The 17,592-nt window shown below is 70.5% G+C and carries 17 protein-coding genes; 7 read left to right on the top strand and 10 right to left on the bottom strand.

Annotated features, from left to right (window positions below; translation table 11 throughout):
* Positions 1-88: 88 nt before the first annotated feature.
* The 4 genes from ACH4DZ_RS12545 to ACH4DZ_RS12530 all read right to left on the bottom strand — a co-directional run bounded on the left by ACH4DZ_RS12545 (position 89) and on the right by ACH4DZ_RS12530 (position 4,240).
* The gene (locus ACH4DZ_RS12545; RefSeq protein WP_398287015.1) at positions 89-1,789 is read right to left on the bottom strand and encodes a methylmalonyl-CoA mutase; all 1,701 of its coding nucleotides are present in this window, start codon (positions 1,787-1,789) and stop codon (positions 89-91) included.
* 132 nt (positions 1,790-1,921) lie between these two features.
* Entirely contained in the window at positions 1,922-2,260 is a 339-nt protein-coding gene (locus tag ACH4DZ_RS12540; RefSeq protein WP_189773405.1) for a DUF3817 domain-containing protein, read from the bottom strand.
* An 86-nt stretch (positions 2,261-2,346) separates the two neighbouring features.
* Entirely contained in the window at positions 2,347-2,856 is a 510-nt protein-coding gene (locus ACH4DZ_RS12535) for a MarR family winged helix-turn-helix transcriptional regulator (RefSeq protein WP_398287014.1), read from the bottom strand.
* Positions 2,857-2,971: 115 nt separating this feature from the next.
* Complete coding sequence (locus ACH4DZ_RS12530) at positions 2,972-4,240, bottom strand: MFS transporter (RefSeq protein WP_398287013.1); 1,269 nt, start codon at positions 4,238-4,240, stop codon at positions 2,972-2,974.
* 84 nt (positions 4,241-4,324) lie between these two features.
* On the opposite strand from ACH4DZ_RS12530, the gene ACH4DZ_RS12525 reads away from it, so the two are divergent.
* Together ACH4DZ_RS12525 and ACH4DZ_RS12520 are read left to right on the top strand one after the other, a co-directional pair.
* Positions 4,325-5,308: a DUF5937 family protein gene (locus ACH4DZ_RS12525; protein WP_398287012.1), complete on the top strand. Its 984-nt coding sequence runs from the start codon at positions 4,325-4,327 to the stop codon at positions 5,306-5,308.
* A gap of 120 nt (positions 5,309-5,428) precedes the next feature.
* Positions 5,429-6,487 (top strand): glycoside hydrolase family 6 protein, encoded by a 1,059-nt coding sequence (locus ACH4DZ_RS12520; RefSeq protein ID WP_398287090.1) that lies wholly within the window; start codon positions 5,429-5,431, stop codon positions 6,485-6,487.
* Between the two features lie 16 nt (positions 6,488-6,503).
* Here ACH4DZ_RS12520 and ACH4DZ_RS12515 read toward each other — a convergent pair whose 3' ends face one another.
* The 4 genes from ACH4DZ_RS12515 to ACH4DZ_RS12500 form a co-directional block, all read right to left on the bottom strand.
* Positions 6,504-8,504, bottom strand: a complete 2,001-nt coding sequence (locus ACH4DZ_RS12515) for a galactose oxidase-like domain-containing protein (RefSeq protein WP_398287011.1) — start codon at positions 8,502-8,504, stop codon at positions 6,504-6,506.
* 3 nt (positions 8,505-8,507) lie between these two features.
* Positions 8,508-10,295, bottom strand: coding sequence for a glycosyltransferase family 2 protein (locus tag ACH4DZ_RS12510; RefSeq protein WP_398287089.1), 1,788 nt, complete (start codon positions 10,293-10,295; stop codon positions 8,508-8,510).
* 601 nt (positions 10,296-10,896) lie between these two features.
* Complete coding sequence (locus ACH4DZ_RS12505; RefSeq protein ID WP_314414260.1) at positions 10,897-11,190, bottom strand: MTH1187 family thiamine-binding protein; 294 nt, start codon at positions 11,188-11,190, stop codon at positions 10,897-10,899.
* Positions 11,187-11,531 carry a DUF3817 domain-containing protein gene (locus ACH4DZ_RS12500; RefSeq protein ID WP_398287010.1) on the bottom strand — a complete coding sequence of 115 codons (345 nt, stop codon included), beginning with the start codon at positions 11,529-11,531 and terminating at the stop codon, positions 11,187-11,189. Before ACH4DZ_RS12500 ends, ACH4DZ_RS12505 begins: the two co-directional genes overlap by 4 nt.
* A gap of 189 nt (positions 11,532-11,720) precedes the next feature.
* On the opposite strand from ACH4DZ_RS12500, the gene ACH4DZ_RS12495 reads away from it, so the two are divergent.
* The 4 genes from ACH4DZ_RS12495 (at position 11,721) to ACH4DZ_RS12480 (ending at position 14,369) form a co-directional block, all read left to right on the top strand.
* Positions 11,721-12,353: an AIM24 family protein gene (locus ACH4DZ_RS12495; protein ID WP_398287009.1), complete on the top strand. Its 633-nt coding sequence runs from the start codon at positions 11,721-11,723 to the stop codon at positions 12,351-12,353.
* Between the two features lies 1 nt (position 12,354).
* A complete protein-coding gene (locus ACH4DZ_RS12490) occupies positions 12,355-13,005 on the top strand; it encodes an AIM24 family protein (RefSeq protein WP_398287008.1) in 651 nt (216 codons plus the stop codon).
* Positions 13,002-13,799 carry an AIM24 family protein gene (locus tag ACH4DZ_RS12485; protein WP_398287007.1) on the top strand — a complete coding sequence of 266 codons (798 nt, stop codon included), beginning with the start codon at positions 13,002-13,004 and terminating at the stop codon, positions 13,797-13,799. The genes ACH4DZ_RS12490 and ACH4DZ_RS12485 overlap by 4 nt, the downstream gene beginning before the upstream one ends.
* A 93-nt stretch (positions 13,800-13,892) precedes the next feature.
* The gene (locus tag ACH4DZ_RS12480; protein WP_398287005.1) at positions 13,893-14,369 is read left to right on the top strand and encodes a MarR family winged helix-turn-helix transcriptional regulator; all 477 of its coding nucleotides are present in this window, start codon (positions 13,893-13,895) and stop codon (positions 14,367-14,369) included.
* Positions 14,370-14,447: 78 nt separating this feature from the next.
* Here ACH4DZ_RS12480 and ACH4DZ_RS12475 read toward each other — a convergent pair whose 3' ends face one another.
* Together ACH4DZ_RS12475 and ACH4DZ_RS12470 are read right to left on the bottom strand one after the other, a co-directional pair.
* Complete coding sequence (locus tag ACH4DZ_RS12475; protein WP_398287004.1) at positions 14,448-15,914, bottom strand: ATP-binding protein; 1,467 nt, start codon at positions 15,912-15,914, stop codon at positions 14,448-14,450.
* Entirely contained in the window at positions 15,911-16,576 is a 666-nt protein-coding gene (locus ACH4DZ_RS12470; protein WP_210889765.1) for a response regulator transcription factor, read from the bottom strand. The genes ACH4DZ_RS12475 and ACH4DZ_RS12470 overlap by 4 nt, the downstream gene beginning before the upstream one ends.
* A gap of 144 nt (positions 16,577-16,720) precedes the next feature.
* On the opposite strand from ACH4DZ_RS12470, the gene ACH4DZ_RS12465 reads away from it, so the two are divergent.
* Complete coding sequence (locus ACH4DZ_RS12465; protein WP_398287003.1) at positions 16,721-17,431, top strand: PepSY domain-containing protein; 711 nt, start codon at positions 16,721-16,723, stop codon at positions 17,429-17,431.
* Positions 17,432-17,592: the final 161 nt, after the last annotated feature.

The raw sequence follows: 17,592 nt of genomic DNA, 5'->3' as shown, positions 1-17,592 counted from the left end.
CGCTCCCTCCGATCGCCCCCTCCGGCACGGCCGACGGCGGGCGGCGTCCTGACACCCGTACGACCGGGGACGGGAAGGAGACGGCCGCTCAGAACCCCGGCGGCTCCGTGTACACCCCCCACTCCTCCCGCAGCACGTCACAGATCTCCCCCAGCGTCGCCTCCACCCGCACCGCGTCCAGCATCGGGCCGATCATGTTCGACCCGTCCCGCGCGGCGGCGAGCATCGCGGCCAGCGAGGACCGTACGGCCGCCTCGTCCCGCGCGGCCCGCCGGCCGCCCAGCTCACGGACCTGGTCGCGCTCCACCTCATGGCTGACCCGCAGGATCTCCAGGTCACCGGTGACCGACCCGTGGTGGACGTTCACCCCCACGACCCGCTTGTCGTCCTTCTCCAGCGCCCGCTGGTACTGGAACGCGGACTCGGCGATCTCCCCGGTGAACCACCCGTCCTCGATCCCGCGCAGGATCCCGGAGGTGATCGGCCCGATGGGGTGCCGCCCGTCGGGGTGGGCCCGCAGGCCCCGTTCCCTGATCTGCTCGAAGATCTTCTCCGCGTCCGCCTCGATCCGGTCGGTCAGCTGCTCGACGTACCAGGAACCGCCCAGCGGATCCGCGACGTTGGCGACGCCGGTCTCCTCCATCAGCACCTGCTGCGTACGCAGGGCGATCTCCGCCGCCTGCTCGGACGGCAGCGCGAGCGTCTCGTCCAGCGCGTTCGTGTGGAGCGAGTTGGTGCCGCCCAGCACCGCGGCCAGCGCCTCGACCGCCGTACGGACCACGTTGTTGTACGGCTGCTGGGCCGTCAGCGAGACACCGGCGGTCTGCGTGTGGAACCGCAGCCACTGCGCCTTGTCCGACCGCGCCCCGTACACGTCCCGCATCCACCGCGCCCAGATCCGCCGCGCCGCCCGGAACTTGGCGATCTCCTCGAAGAAGTCGAGGTGCGCGTCGAAGAAGAAGGAGAGGCCGGGGGCGAACACATCGACGTCCATGCCACGGCTGAGCCCCAGCTCCACGTACCCGAAGCCGTCCGCCAGGGTGTACGCCAGCTCCTGCGCGGCCGTCGAACCGGCCTCGCGGATGTGGTAGCCGGAGACCGACAGCGGCTTGTACGCGGGGATCTTCGCCGCGCAGTGCTCCATCAGGTCGCCGATGAGCCGCAGATGGGGCTCGGGCTCGAAGAGCCACTCCTTCTGCGCGATGTACTCCTTGAAGATGTCGGTCTGGAGCGTGCCGTTGAGCAGGGCCGGGTCCACGCCCTGCCGCTCGGCGGCCACCAGGTACATGCAGAAGACCGGCACGGCCGGCCCGCTGATCGTCATCGACGTCGTCACGTCACCCAGCGGGATATCCTCGAACAGGACCTCCATGTCGGCCGCGGAGTCGATCGCGACCCCGCAGTGGCCGACCTCGCCGAGCGCGCGCGGGTCGTCGGAGTCGCGTCCCATGAGCGTGGGCATGTCGAAGGCCACGGACAGCCCGCCCCCGCCGTTGGCGAGGATCGTCTTGTAGCGCTCGTTGGTCTGCTGGGCGTTCCCGAAACCGGCGAACTGCCGGATGGTCCACGTCCGCCCCCGGTAGCCCGTCGCGTGCAGCCCCCGCGTGTACGGGTACTCCCCGGGCCAGCCGATCCGCTCGAACCCCTCGTAGGCGTCCCCGGGCCGCGGCCCGTAGACCGGTTCCACGGGATCCCCGGAGAGCGTGGTGAAGTCGGCGTCACGCTTGCGTGCAGCGTCGTAACGGGCCTGCCAGCGTCGGCGGCCCTCCTCGATGGCGTCAGCATCCATACTCTCGAATTTACTAGGACGTCCTAGTAAATGTCGATGGCAGACCGCCACGGATACGTCCGTGGCGGTGGCGGGGTCCCTGAAACGGGTGAGGCCGACGAGCGCGGTACGGCTGGTCAGGCCGGTACGGCGCTACGCCTTCGCGACCGCGCCCGGGTCCTCTGTGACCTTGGACTCCAGCTCGCGGCTGACCTTGCGCTCCACGAAGAAGGCGGCGGTGGGGACCGTACCCGCGAGCAGCACCCACAGGAGCTTCGGCACCGGCCACTTCGCCTTGGAACCCAGATCGAAGGCGAAGACCAGGTAGACGACGTACAGCCAGCCGTGCGCGACGCTGACGACACGCGTGAAGTCCGCGGCGCCGTCCAGGTCGAGCACGTACTTGCCGATCATCCCGAGGACCAGCAGGACCAGCAGGACACCGGTGACGTAGGCCATGACGCGGTAGCGGGTCAGCACGCTCTTTTTCATGGCTACGAGCGTAACCACCGGTTTGCCACGATCTTCGCGCGCCCCCGCGTCCCGCGGCGCCGCGGAGCCGCGGTGCCGCGCGCGCCCTACTCCTCGTCGAAGTCGTGCGCCGCCACCCTCAGCGGTCTCAGCATCGCGAAGATCTCCCGGCACTCCTCCGCGTCGTACGCGCCGAGCCCGAACTCCATCGCCATCAGGTCGCGGGTGGCCGCGTCGCAGACCTCGCGGCCCTTGTCGGTGATGGAGGCGAGGGTGCCGCGTCCGTCGTTGGGATTGGGCCGTTTGTCGACGAGCCCGGACCGTACGAGCCGGTCCACGGTGTTCGTCACGGACGTCGGGTGCACCATCAGCCGCTCGCCGATCTTGGACATCGGCAGTTCACCGGCCTTGGAGAAGGTGAGCAGCACCAGCGCCTCGTAGCGGGCGAACGTCAGCCCGTACGGCTTGACGATCGCGTCGACCTCGGCGAGGAGGATCTGGTGCGCGCGCATGATCGACGTGATCGCGCCCATGGACGGCACGGACCCCCAGCGCTGTTTCCAGAGTTCGTCGGCTCGGGCGATGGGATCGAAGGCAAGGCTGAGCGGCTTCGGCACGGCAAAGACCCTACCGGCCGGTCATATCGTGGTCAGCCCCGTCTCGCCTTTCGGTATGCGCCCGCTTTCCCCAGCCCTCTCCGTCACCTCTTGCGAACGGCCCCACCCCTCTCCTTCACCTCTTCCGGGCGGCCCCGCCCGCCACCTTTCCCGTTCGCCGCACCTCGACCGCCAGCAGCAGGCAGCACACCGTCCCGAGCACACCGACCGCGCCCACCACCGTGCTGACCGGCCAGAACTCGGCCGCCGCCCCGGCCAGCGCCATACCCACGCCCTGGATGGTCATCAGCCCGGCCGTGTGCACGGTCATGGCCCGCCCGCGCAGCTCCTCCGGCACGGCGTCCACGAACCAGCGGTCGAGCCCCAGCGTGTACGCGCCCGTCGACCCGGCGAGCAGCAGCGCGAGCAGGATCCAGCCGAGGTCCGGACGGAACGGGTAGGCGAGCAGCGGCAGCAGGCCGCAGCCGGCCAGGGGCAGCACGATCCGGGAGCGGGCCGCCGGTGACAGGGCGGCGCCCGCGTACAGCTCCCCCGCGATCGTCCCGACGGGCATCGCGCACATCAGCAGCCCGACCCAGGCCGTGCCCACCCCGATCTCGTCCGCGTACGCGGCGGCGAGTGCCTCCGGCGCGACGACGAACATCGGCGGCACCCAGAGCAGCAGGAGCAGCGACCGGATCCGGCGGTCGGCCAGGACCTGCCGGGTGCCGGCGAGCGAGTACCGCATCAGCGGTCCGCCGCCGGTCCGCGCGGGCCTGCGCCGGGTGCCGACGCGCAGCAGCAGCGCGGAGGCGAGGAAGGTGCCGAAGGTGATGACCAGCGCCCCGCGCGGCGGTACGAAGGCCAGCAGGACACCGCCCAGGCCGAAGCCCACGAGCACGGCGCTCTGCGACACGATCCGCAGCAGGGAGCGGCCAAGCACGAACAGGTCGCCGTCCCCGAGGATCTCCGCCAGCGTGGCCATCCGGGTGCCGCTGAACACCGGCGAGACGGCCGCGATGGCGCACCGCAGGGCGAGCAGGGCGGCGACGGGGGTGGCCGGCAGGGCCATCAGCGCCGCGCATCCGGCGCACACGAGGTCGCACACGACGAGTACGCGCCGGGCCGGGAACCGGTCGGCCACCCCGGACAGCAGCGTCCCGCCCACGAGGTACGGCAGGAAGCCCAGCGCGAAGGCCAGGGCGCTGAGCAGCGGCGATCCCGTCAGCTCGTACACGAGTACGGTCAGGGCGATCTCGCTGACGACGACGCCCAGCAGGGACAGCGCGTGCGCGGCGAAGACGAACCGGAACTCCCCGACGGCGAAGGCCCGGCCGTATCCGCTCCCCCGCGCGTCGACGGAAGGCTCGGGGGTCTGCCTCGCGGTCTGTGTTTTCTCTGGCATGGGAAGCAGCGTCGCGTGACCGTGCCGGGCACCATAGAGTTTCGGCCCAGGCCGAATCTTCGAGCCGAACCTCCGGGAGGCGTGATGCCGTACCACCTCCACTTCGGGGAGGACGACTTCCTCAACTGCCGTTTCGCGCTGTCGCCCCTGTGGGAGACGCACGAGGCGGTACGCACCCTGCGGCGACCGGAGCGGCAGGGCTACCACCCCGCCTGGCTGCGCCGCATCCGTGCGGCGGCGGCCGAGCTGGACCTGGAGCCCCTGTGGCTGCTGATGCCGCAGCGCGGGAACAGCCCGGACTGTCTGATGCCGCCTCCGATCGGGCCCGCGGCCACCTTCGAGGAGGAGATCGCCGCCGTGCGCGCCACGGGCCCCGAGGTCGCGCGGGCCGAGCTCGCGCTCTCCCTAGCGGACACCCCGGGCGCCACCGGGTCCCCGGCCGGCCGGGCGATGCTCGCCGACCCCGCCCGCGCGGTGCGGGAGCTGGCGGACACGATGGAGGCGGCCTGGCACACCCTCGTGGAACCCGCCTGGCCGAGGCTCCGGGCCCTCCTGGAGGCGGACATCGCCTTCCACTCCCGTCGTCTCGCCGAGGTGGGTCTCGCCGGACTGCTGCCCGAACTGGACCGGCGGGTCGCCTGGGACGCGGGCAGGCTCACGGTCGACTCACGGGGCGAGCACGTACGCGAACTGGGCGGCCGGGGACTGGTGCTGATGCCCAGCGTCTTCACCTGGCCGGACGTGGTGAGCGGCTTCGATCCGCCCTGGCAGCCGGCGCTGGTCTACCCGGCGCGGGGCATCGGGGGCCTGTGGGCCGAGCCGTCCGACCGCACTCCCGAAGCCCTCGTACGGCTGCTGGGCCGGGGCCGGGCCGCCGTACTGGCCGCGCTCGCGGAACCCACCGCCACCACGGCCCTCGCGCACCGCCTGGGCCTCGCGCCCTCGTCCGTCTCCGCGCACCTGTCGGCGCTGCGTGACGCCGGCCTGCTCGTCTCGCACCGGTACGGGCACCAGGTGCTGTACGAGAGGACACCGCTCGGCATCGCGCTGGCCTCGGGCGGGATCTGACGGGCCGACAGGGGGCGAGGTCCCGTGGCCTCGCGGTGTCGTACCAGTGCCCGATAGATCCGTTATGTCACGATGACCGGAAAACCGTCACTGACGGTCACCTTCGCCCAAGGGGGCAGGATGTTCCGGCCGACCCGTACCCGCAGCCGTACCCGCGCGGCGCTCGCCGTGTTCGTCGCGTCCGCCGCGTCCGCCGCGTCCGCCGCGCTGGGGCTCGTGACCGGCTGCTCGTCCCCGTCCGAGGGTGGCCCGGCCGCCCTCGCCCGGCAGACCGGCGCGCAGGCGAGCCCCGCCGCCGGCTCCCCGTTCTGGATCGACCCGCAGAGCCCCGCCGCCCGGCAGGCCCGGGCGTGGGAGCGGCAGGGACGGGGGAACGACGCGAAACTGCTCAAGCGCATCGCGGACCGCCCCGCGGCGCTGTGGCCGGCCGGCGACCACCCCGAGCCGACGATCAGGGAGGCGACGGGGGCGGCGGCAAGGGAAGGACGTACGCCCGTGTTCGTCGCGTACGCCATCCCGCACCGCGACTGCGGTCAGCACTCGGCGGGCGGGGCGCACGACGCGACCGCCTACCGGGACTGGATCGACCGGTTCGCGCGGGCCCTGGGCGACAGTCCCGCGCTGGTCGTCCTTGAGCCCGACGCGGTCGCCCACATCGTGGACGGCTGCACACCGGGCGAGTACCACGCGCAGCGCGAGCAGTTGCTCTCCGAGGCGATCGTGCGACTGAAGGAGCAACCGCACACGAAGGTGTACCTGGACGCGGGCAACCCGGACTGGATCGAGGAGCCGCAGAAGCTCGTGGCGCCCCTCGGGCGGGCCGGTGTCGCGCACGCCGACGGCTTCGCCCTGAACGTCTCCAACTTCCAGACGGACGGGATCACCAAGGAGTACGGCCGCCGCCTCTCGGAGGCTCTCGGGGGCAAGCACTTCGTGGTGGACACCAGCCGCAACGGCAACGGCCCGCTGCGGGGCGACCGCGCGCAGGCCTGGTGCAATCCGCCGGGCCGGGCGCTCGGCACCCCGCCCACCACCGACACCGGCGACCCGGTGGTGGACGCCTACTTGTGGATCAAACGGCCCGGGGAGTCGGACGGGCAGTGCCGCGGAGGCCCCGCGGCCGGACAGTGGTGGGCGGACTACGCCCTGGGTCTGGCCCGCAACTCCGAGCCCCGGTAGGCCGCCCGCGCCCTCATCACTTCACCTGCACCCACTTCGCCTCGGACGGCGTCCCGTCCGCGTCCGACACGAACAGCATGTACCAGCCGGGCGGCACCAGCGTCCGGTCCTTCGGTACGTCCACCGTCACCGAGTCCTTGGACCTGGTGAGCCCCAGTGCGATGGACCGCTGCTCGACGTCCGTGGTGTGCGTGACCGCGCTGGGCCGCATCAGCCGGGCGTTCACGACCTTGTCCGGGTGCCGGGTCGCGAAGGTGGCGCGGCCCTCGCCGTCCACCTCCTGCGGTCCGTCCCCGAGGACGGGGCGGCTCTTGCCGTTCTTGTGCAGGGCGGGCGGGGTGAAGACTTCCATGCGCTGTTCGAAGTGGCCGAGCTTGGTGTTCTGCTGGTCGTCGAAGAGCGGGTCGGAGCCGAAGGTGGCGATCCGGCCGTCGGGCAGCAGGAGGGCCTCGGAGTGGTAGTTGCGGCCGACCTTCGGTGCGGCGGCCGTACGGAACGAGTTGGACTTCGGGTCGTAGAACTGCGCCTTGTGGATGTTGCTGGCGCCGCGCCCGCGGTAGTCCTTGGCGCCGTTGGACGTGAACACCGAGTCGTCCGGCATGATCACGCTGTTCAGATAGCGGGTGCCCTGCGGCAGGTCGGGGCCGTCCTCGAAGGCGGGGTTCGCCTTCTTGAGGTCGACGACGGCCGTGCGCGAGGTCGACTTCTTGGACTCGCCGACCCCTCCGCCGCCGAGGATCATCACCTTCTGGTCCTGGGCGGGCGGCAGCAGGAGCGAGGCCGAGGTCTCCGTGGTGTCCCGGTCGCTCAGGCCGGGCACCTTCTGGAACTTGTTGGTCTTCAGGTCCCACAGCCCCGCGTCACGGCCGAGTTCGGCGGGCCCGTAACCGGCGTTCGAGGCCGGGTAGAAGAGCTTGCCGCCCTTGGTGAGGAAGAGGGCCGGGTAGGTGGGGAAGTAGCGCTTGGGGCCGGGGTTCCACTTCTTCGTCCCCGGATCGTAGATCTCGTTGTCCCCGGGGTCGATCACACCGACGTCGTCGAGTCCGGAGACCGCGAGCACCTTGCCGTCCTGCAGTCCGACGAGCGTCGGGTACCAGCGGGCCTTGTCCATCGGCTCGACGGGCACGTACTTCTCCGCCGTCGGGTCGAACTCGTAGGCGGCCCTGATCCCCTGGAAGTCCTGCTTCTCCATGGTGATCTTCTCGGAGAGGCCGTACGTGTTGTCGGCGTCCTTGCCCTTGAGGCCGAGGATCTCGTACTGGGCGCTCTTGTCCGTGACGGGGGCCGGGCCGTCCTCGGTGGCCTCGACGAAGACCCGGGCCTCGCTCGCCTTGACCTTCGTCTTCCAGGGCTGCATGACGCCTGCCCTGTTGTAGGTGATCTCCTGGGTGCGCTTGGCCTTGGGCACGGTGACGTCGAAACGGCTGACGTACTCGACGCCGGAGGGCGAGCGGAAACGGGTGCCCTTCCTGAGGGCGATGGTCCGGTCCGGGTTCTCGTTCTTCACGCGCATACCGCCACCGGCCCGCTCGACCTCGCCGTCGAGCAGTTCGTAGCGGGCCGTGCCGCCCGCCACGAGCATGCGGCCGCTGGGCAGTTGGGCGTGTCCGGCGCAGAAGAAGTCGGCCGGTGTGGCGATCTTCTTGAAGGTGTCGGCCTTCGGGTCCCACAGGATCGTGTCGAAGGACCCCTTGTCGAACTTCTTCTGCTCGTTGCCGGACCCGGCGACGATCAGCACCTTGCCGGTGTGCAGGAGCGCCGCGTGGATGGCGTTGGTGCGGAACTCGTCGGGGATGTCGAGCTGCTTCCACGAGCCGTACTTCGCCTGGTAGCCGGGCTGGGCGATCTTGTACTCGTGGTACTGCTCCGAGGCGAAGCCGATGGCGGCCGGCGCGTTGAGTCCGGCGAGCAGCGCGACACCGCCGACGCCGAGCAGCCGCTTCTGGGTCTTCTTCGAAAGCGTCCTCTTCAGTGACGCGTTCTTCACTGACGCCGTCTTCAAGGGCCGGTGGGCCATGGCCTAGCTACCTCCTGTCGTACTGCTGGAGACCGTTGCGGCGGCGCTGCCCGCGAGGGCCGGGGCGGGCTCGGCCGCTTCGCCGATCCGGACGGAGGGCACGAGGTGCCGGTCGGCCCTGCGGGTCCGGGCACGGGTGGCGGCCCACACCGCCACCGGGGCGAGGGAGATGGCCAGCGCGAGGACCGCCCAGGTGCGCATGGCCGCGTGGGTGTGGTCGAGCACGAACGACGCGACCAGAGACGACGTCAGGACCGCCGCCCAGAAGAGATGGATACGGAAGGTCGCGACGCGGTCGGGGCTGGCGTCGCCGCCCTTGGGGGTGATGACGAAACGGCTGGGACGGCGGATGAGGGCCGCGCCCAGGGACTTCAGGTAGATGGGCGCGGAGAGGGCCGACATCGCCATGCCCGCCAGACCTCCCGACCCCTCCGGTTCGTGCGGGGAGACGTTGTGCCGCCGGTTCCACAGATACAGCCCGACCTGGAGTGCGGCGGCGTCGCTGTAGAGCATCAGCCACACGGAGGCCGAGACCTGGGTGCCGGACGCGCCGAAGCACAGGAACAGGACGCAGCTGAGGATGCCCAGCAGCCAGTTGACGGCCGTCATCGGGTAGTAGACGAGCATCAGCGTGTACGAGAACAGCCGGCCGGGCGGCATCGAGAAGGGTGCCTTCCAGTACTGCTTGAACAGCGTCTCGTAGGTACCGCGCGACCAGCGCATCTGCTGGGTGAAGAAGTCGGTCCAGGAGGCGGGGCCCTCACCGACGGCGAGTACGTCAGGGGTGTAGACGGACTCCCAGTGGTGGCCCGTCCTCGGGTTCCTGTGCCGGTGCACCTCGAAGCCGGTGGCCATGTCCTCGGTGATGGAGTCGTACAGGCCGCCGACCTGCTTGACGGCCGCGATCCGTACGACGTTGTTGGTGCCGACGAACATGGGGGCGCGGTAGCGGTTGCCGGCGCGCTGGATCAGGGCGTGGAAGAGGAACTGCTGGGACTCGGCCGCCTTGGTGACGGGGGTGGTGTAGTTGCCGTACACCTGCGGGCCGACGACGAAGGCGACGTCCGGGTCGCGGAAGTAGCCCATCATCCGTTCCAGGAACTCCGGGAGCGGGACGTGGTCCGTGTCGACGGAGGCGAAGAAGTCGTAACTGCCGCCGTGCATCGCGATCCACGCGTTGTAGTTGCCGTGCTTGGTACGGGTCTTGTGGACGCCCTTGGCCCTGTTCCACTCGGGAACACCGTGCCGCGTGAAGTGCCGGACGCCGAGCTCTTCGCACAGCGCCTTCGCCTGCGCGTCGTCCCCTTCGTCCAGGAGCCAGACGTCGAGCGGGCCGGTGTGGGTGACCCTGACGGCCCCTTCGAGGGTGGCGCGGACCATCGAGAGCGGTTCCTTGCCGGGGACGAAGGTGGTCAGGAACGCGACCCGGGTGCCCTTCGCGGGGGTGACGGGGACGGGATCTCTGGCCACCATCGTCGCGTGGGCGATCGACACGACGTTGACGACCATGAAGAGTTCGATGAGGCCGATCGCCACGAGCATCGTGACGTCGAGGCCGACCAGCCAGCGGGCGCCGCCCTCGCGCTCCACCCAGTGGGTGGGCCACACCAGGTAGACCAGGAGCAGTCCTGTGAGCACCGGGGCGAGCGTCATGAGCAGGACGGCTCGTATTCGGTGGGGCTCGCTCGACAGGAGCTTGGTGTACTGCACCCGGTAGGCCGAGCCGGACGGCTCCGTGAGCGGTCCGGCCAACCTGCTGTGGGTGTCGTAGTCGTAGCCCTCCGGCCGCACAGCGCCCTCCAGTGCCCAGTGATCGAACAAGCCGATACCCACACAAAAGTGGCATTACGTCGGCGTGTCGAACGGAGAGGGTCCAGGTGGGTGTTGTCTCCGACGGCGGGGCGGGGGGCTCCACCGTCGGGTGCGGGTCGTGTATGGCTGGCCGCGCAGTTCCCCGCGCCCCTGAAGCCGACATCCGGGCGCGGGCCGTATGTGGCCGGCCGCGCCGTTCCCCGCGCCCCTCAACTCGGCAGCCGGGTGCCGGTCGTGTGTGGCTGAGCGCGCAGTTCCCCGCGCCCCTAAAAGCGGCGGCCGGGTGCGAGCCGTACGTGGCTGGGCGCGCCGTTCCCCGCGCCCCTGAAAGCGGCGGCCGGGTGTGGCTGGGTGCGGCGTTCCCCGCGCGTCTGAAAGCGGCGGTCGGGTGCGGGGCTTTTGGGGGGCGCGGGGAACTGCGCGATCAGCCCCCGCCGGGGCGCAGTCGGAGACGGGCCCGCGGCGCCGGCGCGCCCCAAAGGGGCGCGGGGAACTGCGCGGGGCACCCCCACCGGGCCGCAGTCGGAAACGGACCGGCAGCGTCACCTCACGCACCCATACAGGGGCGCAGCCGACCGCGTCATGCGGACAGGTGGCGCTCCACCGTCGACACCTTGGACGTGAGCCCGTCCGTCACACCCGGCCGGATGTCCGCCTTCAGGACGAGCGACACCCGAGGCGCCCGCGCCTCGACCGCGGCCACCGCCCGCCGGACCACGTCCATCACCTCGTCCCACTCCCCCTCAAGCGACGTGAACATCGCATCGGTCCGGTTCGGCAGCCCCGACTCACGAACGACCCGCACCGCGTCCGCCACGTACTCCCCCACGTCCTCCCCGACCCCCAGCGGCGTCACGGAAAAGGCGACGATCATGCGCCCACGATCCCCTCGTTGCGCGCACGGGACGCGATGACCGCGGCCTCGGCCTCACCCTTGAGCTTGCGCTCGGCGAAGAAGCCGCCCGTCGGCAGCACGGACAGGACGAAGTAGAGCGCCGCGGTCTTCGGACCCCACTTCGCCCGGTTCCACGCATCGGCCCAGAAGATCACGTACAGCACGAAGAGCACTCCGTGGACCATGCCCATCACCGGCACCGCGTTGAAGTCCGTGGTCCGCTTCAGCACCGAACAGACGAGCAGCAGCAGGAACGAGACGGCCTCCGGGGCGGAGACCAGACGGAGACGGCGTAGGGCGGAAGCGGTCTTGATGTCCACGGGTCACCTTCGGTGTTTGTGAATGAGCGCACAAGCGTCCGCCCATTGTGGCATTGGAGTGCCGACGGGCCGCCTCAGGGGTCCCGGGACGATAACTGGACGAGGCCCCTAGGGGAACGCTCCGGGTCGTTCTCCACCCGTGGGACCTGTCGGCGGAGACTTCCCGCCCGATACCTTCACCTCGTGGCGATGTTCCGACTACAAGGCAGCAAGGTGCTGGCCGTCGACATGACCGGCGACGCCGTGAAGGCGAAGAACGGCTCCATGGTCGCGTACGACGGTCAGATGGCCTTCAAGAAACTCAGCGGCGGCGGCGAAGGCATCCGCGGCATGGTGACGCGCCGGATCACCGGCGAGCAGATGACCCTCATGGAGGTGAAGGGCCGGGGCACGTGCTGGTTCGCCGACCGGGCCAGTGAGATCAACCTGGTGAGCCTCCAGGGTGACAAGCTCTTCGTCGAGTCGAGCAACCTGCTCGCGACCGACGCGGGGCTGCGTACGGGCACGTCCTTCACGGGGCTCAGGGGAGCCTCGCAGGGCAACGGGCTCTTCACGACGACGATCGAGGGACACGGCCAGGCCGCGATCATGTCGGACGGCCCGGCGGTCGTGCTGCGGGTCAGCTCGCAGTACCCGCTGACCGTCGACCCGGGCGCGTACATCGCCCATCAGGGTGATCTGCGGCAGTCCTTCCAGTCCGGCGTGACGTTCCGCACGTTCATGGGCGAGGGCGGCGGCGAGGCCTTCCAGATCCGCTTCGAGGGCGACGGAGTCGTCTACGTGCAGCCCAGTGAGCGCAACTCGATCGCGGGAGACGTGTGACATGCCCTTCCGTGAGATCAACTCGAAGATGATCGAGGCCACCGTCGCACCGGGCCAGAAGCTGTTCAGCCAGCGTGGCGCGATGCTCGCCTACAAGGGCGAGGTCTCCTTCACCCCCAATCTGCAGAGCGGCCAGGGCGGGGTCATGTCGATGATCGGCCGCCGGGCCGCCGGCGAGGCCGCGCCCCTGATGACCGTGGAGGGTTCCGGCACGGTCCTGTTCGGGCACGGCGGCCACCACATCCAGGTGATCGGCCTCACGGGCGACACCCTGTACGTGGAGGCGGACCGGCTCCTGGCCTTCGACGGCACCCTTCAGCAGGGCACGATGTTCATGGGCTCGCAGGGCGGGGTGATGGGCATGGTGCGCGGCCAGGTGACGGGGCAGGGCCTGTTCACCACGACCCTCAAGGGCCACGGCTCGGTCGCGGTCATGGCGCACGGCGGGGTCATCGAGGTCCCGATCAGCCCGCAGCGCCCGGTGCATGTCGACCCGCAGGCGTACGTCGCCCACCACGGGGACGTCCGCAACAAGCTGTCCAGCGCGCTCGGTCTGCGCGATCTGGTCGGCCGCGGTTCGGGCGAGGCCTTCCAGCTGGAGCTGAGCGGCAGTGGCGCGGTGTACGTGCAGGCGTCGGAGGAGAAGCTGTGACCACCTACCCGGGCACGGGCCCCGTGATCCACGACCCGGCGACCCTGCCGGTCGACGACAACGTGAACGCGTACACCTTCTGCGTGGAGCTCAAAGGGAGCGAGTGGTTCCTGCAGAAGGGCAAGATGATCGCCTACTACGGCTCGATGGAGTTCAACGGCATCGGGCACGGCCGTCTGGACCGGCTCGTGCGAACGTCGTTCCATTCGCCGTTGCACGCGAGCGACTGGGTGGTGGCGTCCGGCTCGGGCAAGATGCTGCTCGGCGACCGGGCCTTCGACGTGAATTCGTTCGACCTGACGGAGGGCAACCTGACCATTCGCTCGGGCAACCTCCTCGCTTTTCAGCCAAGTCTCGCGCTCAAGCAGTCGATCGTGCCGGGCTTCCTGACCCTCATCGGAACGGGCAAGTTCGTCGCCGCCTCGAACGGCCCGGTGGTGTTCATGGAACCCCCGATCCGCGTCGACCCGCAGGCCCTGGTCGGCTGGGCCGACTGCCCCTCGCCCTGCCATCACTACGACCACGGCTACATGACGGGCCTGCTGGGCGGTCTACGTGCGATGACGGGCATCGGCGGGGCCTCCGGCGAGGAGCACCAATTCGAGTTCGTGGGGGCCGGCATGGTGCTGCTGCAGTCCAGCGAGGCGCTGATGGCGGAGCAGGCGGCGGGGGTGGTGCCGAACGAGCCGGGGGTGCCCGGCGGTGGCGGGGTGCCAGGTCATCAGGGACAGCAAGGGGGCGCACCGCGCCTTCCCGGACAGCTGGGAGACCTCCAGCGTCGCTTCGGGCTGTGAGCGGTAGTCTGCAGAGTGTGACGTCGAACGTGTGCACGTCGTCACACCCACCCTCACTAGTTCGCCTTTCAACCTTTTAGGTAGACTTGATACATGGAGACCGAGACGGCCACCCGCTGGCTGACCGATGCGGAGCAGTGCGCCTGGCGCACCCACCTGGAGGTCAACAGGCTGTTGACGTATCAGCTCGAAAAGGACCTCCAGCCGTTCGGGCTGACGATGAACGACTACGAGATTTTGGTGAACCTCTCCGAGTCGGAGGGCGTACGGATGCGGATGAGCGACCTCGCGTCCGCCACCCTCCAGTCCAAGAGCCGCCTCTCGCACCAGATCACCCGCATGGAGAACGCGGACCTGGTCCGGCGCGAGAACTGCGAGTCCGACCGCCGCGGGTTGTTCGCGGTACTCACGGACCACGGCATGGAGACGATGCAGAAGGTCGCGCCCCACCACGTGGGGTCCGTGCGGCGGCACTTCATCGACCTCCTCTCGCCGGAGGCACTGGAGGAACTCCACACATCCCTGACCCCGATCGCGGAACACCTCAGGGGCCAACGAGGCCGCCCGTAACAGGACCGCCCCGCCAAGGGGCGCCCTAGAAGGGCGCGGGGAACGGCGCGACCGGCCCCCGCCGGACCCGCAGGCTGATCACCGGCTTCCAGCAGGCCGCTCAGGCCACGGCAGCCGGAGCTCGAACAGGGCTCCGCCTGCCGGCGCCTCACGGACCGTGAGTGAGCCGCCGTGCCGGGCAGCCACATCCCGGGCGATGGCGAGCCCCAGCCCGGCCCCGCCGTCATCCCGGGCACGGGCCTCGTCGAGCCGTACGAACCGCTCGAAGACCCGCTCACGCTCGGCGGCGGGCACGCCCTCGCCGTCGTCGGCGACCTCCAGGAGCGCCCACTCCCCCGCCCGCCGTACGCTCACGGCGACCGACGACCGGGTGTGCCGCTGGGCGTTGTCCAGCAGATTGCCGAGCACCCGCGCCAGTTGCCCGCGGGACCCGCTGACCTCCAGGGAGTCCACCGAGTCCGCGGCCACCGACACCGCGACCCGGTCCCCGGTCCGCTGTCCTGCCTCGGTACGGACGAGCGCCGCCAGATCGAACCGCGCGTCCGCCGGCCGCTCCCCCGCGTCCAGCCGGGCGAGCAGCAGCAGATCGGCGGCCAGCCGCTGCAGCCGTACGGTGTCCTCGACGGCCCCTCCCACGTCGAGCAGCTCCGGGTGCGCGGCGCCCACCTCCAGCTGGGTGCGCAGGGAGGCGATGGGGCTGCGCAGCTCGTGCGAGGCGTCGGCGACGAACCGGCGCTGCCGTTCCACGGACTGCTCCAGGGCGGCGAGCGTCTCGTTGGTCGTCCGGGCCAGCCGCGCGACCTCGTCGTGCGTGTCCGGCACCGGAACCCGGCGGGTGAGGTCCTCGGAGGCGGTGATCGCGGCCATCTCGCCGCGGATGCCCTCGACGGGGCGCAGCGCCCGGCGGGTGACGAGCCAGGTCACCAGCGCCACGACGGCCAGCAGCAGCGGGAAGCCGATGAGCATGACGGTCAGCGCCGTGCTCACGGCCTCCTGTTCGGCGGTCAGCGGCGCACCGGCGTGGACGGTGAGCGTCCCCTTGCCCTCCACCTCCACCGGCACGGCGGCGAAACGGTAGTCCGCCGTGTCGCCGTCGATGGTCGCGGAGCCGTCGCTGAACGAGGCCTCGCCCAACTCGCCGGCCTCGTGCGGATCGTCGTCGCTGCCGCTGTCGCTGCTGTCGCCACCGTCATCGTCGTCCTCATCGCCGCTCACGGCCCCGGGAGCCTGCGGCTTGACCCGGTCGACGCCCGTGCCGCTGATCCGCTCCAGGTCCTCGGTGACGGCGACGAGTCTTCCCGCCTCGTCCACGACCTGGACCGGCTGGTCGTCGTTGTCCAGTGAGAGGTTGCCGTAGGCCTGTCCGGCCGCGATGTCGGTGGCGACCTTCTGGGCGGCGCGTTCCGCCTCCGTACCGGCCTGTTCGCTCAGATTGGTCCACAGCGACAGCAGGACGGCGGCGCCGGCCGCGGCGAGCGCGACGGCCACCACGACGCTGGCGGCGAGGGTCGCCCTGGCCCGTACGGACCCGAGGACGCGTTTCATCGCGACTCCAGGCGGTAACCGGCGCCGCGTACGGTCCGGATCAGCGCGGCCCCCAGCTTGCGGCGCAGCGTGCTGATGTAGACCTCGACGATGTTGGGGTCCCCGTCGTACGCGAAGTCCCAGACGTGTTCGAGGATCTCCGCCTTGGACACCACCTCGCCGGCCCGCACGACGAGCTGTTCGAGGACCGAGAACTCCTTGGTGGTGAGCGCGATCTCGTCCTCGCCGAGGTGGACGCGCCGGGCGGCGGTGTCGACCTTGAGGTCACCGAGCACATGCACGGGCGACGCTCCGCCCGAGGGCCCGCGCCGGCGCAGCAGCGCCTTCACCCGGGCCACCAGGACGACGTACGAGAACGGCTTGGTGAGGTAGTCGTCGGCGCCGGTGTCCAGGCCCTCCGCCTCGTCGTACTCGCCGTCCTTCGCGGTGAGCATCAGGATCGGCACGTCGTGCCCGGCGGAGCGCAGGGCGCCGCACACCCGGTAGCCGTTCATCCCGGGCAGCATGATGTCGAGGATGACGAGGTCGTACGAGCCCTCGCCGGCCATGTGCAGCCCCTCCAGGCCGTCGTGGACCACGTCGACGGCGTACCCCTCGGCCGTCAGGCCCTTGGCGAGCGACAGGGCGAGCCGCTTCTCATCCTCCACGATCAACAGGCGCATGGGTAAAGAGTCGCAAACCGAACCTGAAGAAGCCTTCAGGGTGCTTCAGGTCCGCTTCAGCGTCGGTCAGCCAGATTGGGACACGTCGAAACGCACCGAAGACGCTCGACCCCGGTCGAAGCCGATGATCTCGGAGGAATCCCCATGAAGCGCAACATCGTCATCGCCACCGTCGCCGCAGCCGCTCTCGTCGGAGGCGGTACCGCGACGGCCCTCGCCGTCACGGGTGACGGGGACGCGCCGACCAAGCAGTCCAGCGTGCGGGCCGCGGACGACGACCGCGACGACCGCGATGACCGTGACGACAGCGACGACCGTGACGACCGCGCCGACGACAAGGCCGACAGGGCCGAGGACGCCGCCGACGCGAAGGCGGCGAAGGTCACGGCGGCCGACGCGATCGCGGCGGCGCTGAAGAACGTGCAGGGTACGGCTGTCTCGGCCGACCTGGACGACGAGGGCAGCAGCCTGGTGTGGAACGTGGACGTGCTGTCCTCGGGCGGCGCCTGGCACAGCGTCCGGATCGACCCGGGCACGGGCAAGGTGCTCGGCTCGCACGCCGAGCAGGAGGACGCCGACGACACGGCGGAGGCCCGGGCCGCGCTCAAGGGCTCGTCCGTCACCGCCGAGGAGGCCGCGAAGGCCGCCGCCGCGAAGGGCACGGTCACCTCCGTCGACCTCGACGACGACGGGCGGACCTCCGGGTGGGACGTCGACACGACCGCCTCGAACGGCACCGAGAAGGAGTGGAAGGTCGACCTGAAGTCCGCGGCGGTCACCGCGGACACCTCGTCGGACGACAACTCCTCCGACCACGACGACAACGACTCGGACGACGACGGCTCCGACGACTGACATCACCTGACGAGTTCGGCGGCCTCCCCGGTCAGCGTGTCCGGGGAGGCCGCGCCGACGGGCCTTTCCTCGCCCCCGCCGCCCCTACCCTTCCCGTCCCTGCCTCGGGGGCGCTGCCCCCGAACCCCCGGTCCTCAAACGCCGGACGGGCTGAGATGCAG

Origin of the sequence: Streptomyces sp. NPDC017991 (assembly GCF_044328075.1) — a bacterium.
Taxonomy (GTDB): Bacteria; Actinomycetota; Actinomycetes; order Streptomycetales; family Streptomycetaceae; genus Streptomyces.
This window is presented reverse-complemented; position numbering and strand designations above follow the sequence as displayed.

Bases quoted from the DNA above. Each gene is read 5' to 3' on its own strand.
- ACH4DZ_RS12465 (WP_398287003.1), top strand. From the start codon at position 16,721: ATGAAGCGCAACATCGTCATCGCCACCGTCGCCGCAGCCGCTCTCGTC.
- ACH4DZ_RS12520 (WP_398287090.1), top strand. From the start codon at position 5,429: ATGTTCCGGCCGACCCGTACCCGCAGCCGTACCCGCGCGGCGCTCGCC.
- ACH4DZ_RS12480 (WP_398287005.1), top strand. From the start codon at position 13,893: ATGGAGACCGAGACGGCCACCCGCTGGCTGACCGATGCGGAGCAGTGC.
- ACH4DZ_RS12515 (WP_398287011.1), bottom strand. From the start codon at position 8,504: ATGGCCCACCGGCCCTTGAAGACGGCGTCAGTGAAGAACGCGTCACTG.
- ACH4DZ_RS12475 (WP_398287004.1), bottom strand. From the start codon at position 15,914: ATGAAACGCGTCCTCGGGTCCGTACGGGCCAGGGCGACCCTCGCCGCC.
- ACH4DZ_RS12495 (WP_398287009.1), top strand. From the start codon at position 11,721: ATGTTCCGACTACAAGGCAGCAAGGTGCTGGCCGTCGACATGACCGGC.
- ACH4DZ_RS12525 (WP_398287012.1), top strand. From the start codon at position 4,325: ATGCCGTACCACCTCCACTTCGGGGAGGACGACTTCCTCAACTGCCGT.
- ACH4DZ_RS12530 (WP_398287013.1), bottom strand. From the start codon at position 4,240: ATGCCAGAGAAAACACAGACCGCGAGGCAGACCCCCGAGCCTTCCGTC.
- ACH4DZ_RS12545 (WP_398287015.1), bottom strand. From the start codon at position 1,789: ATGGATGCTGACGCCATCGAGGAGGGCCGCCGACGCTGGCAGGCCCGT.
- ACH4DZ_RS12470 (WP_210889765.1), bottom strand. From the start codon at position 16,576: ATGCGCCTGTTGATCGTGGAGGATGAGAAGCGGCTCGCCCTGTCGCTC.
- ACH4DZ_RS12505 (WP_314414260.1), bottom strand. From the start codon at position 11,190: ATGATCGTCGCCTTTTCCGTGACGCCGCTGGGGGTCGGGGAGGACGTG.
- ACH4DZ_RS12540 (WP_189773405.1), bottom strand. From the start codon at position 2,260: ATGAAAAAGAGCGTGCTGACCCGCTACCGCGTCATGGCCTACGTCACC.
- ACH4DZ_RS12490 (WP_398287008.1), top strand. From the start codon at position 12,355: ATGCCCTTCCGTGAGATCAACTCGAAGATGATCGAGGCCACCGTCGCA.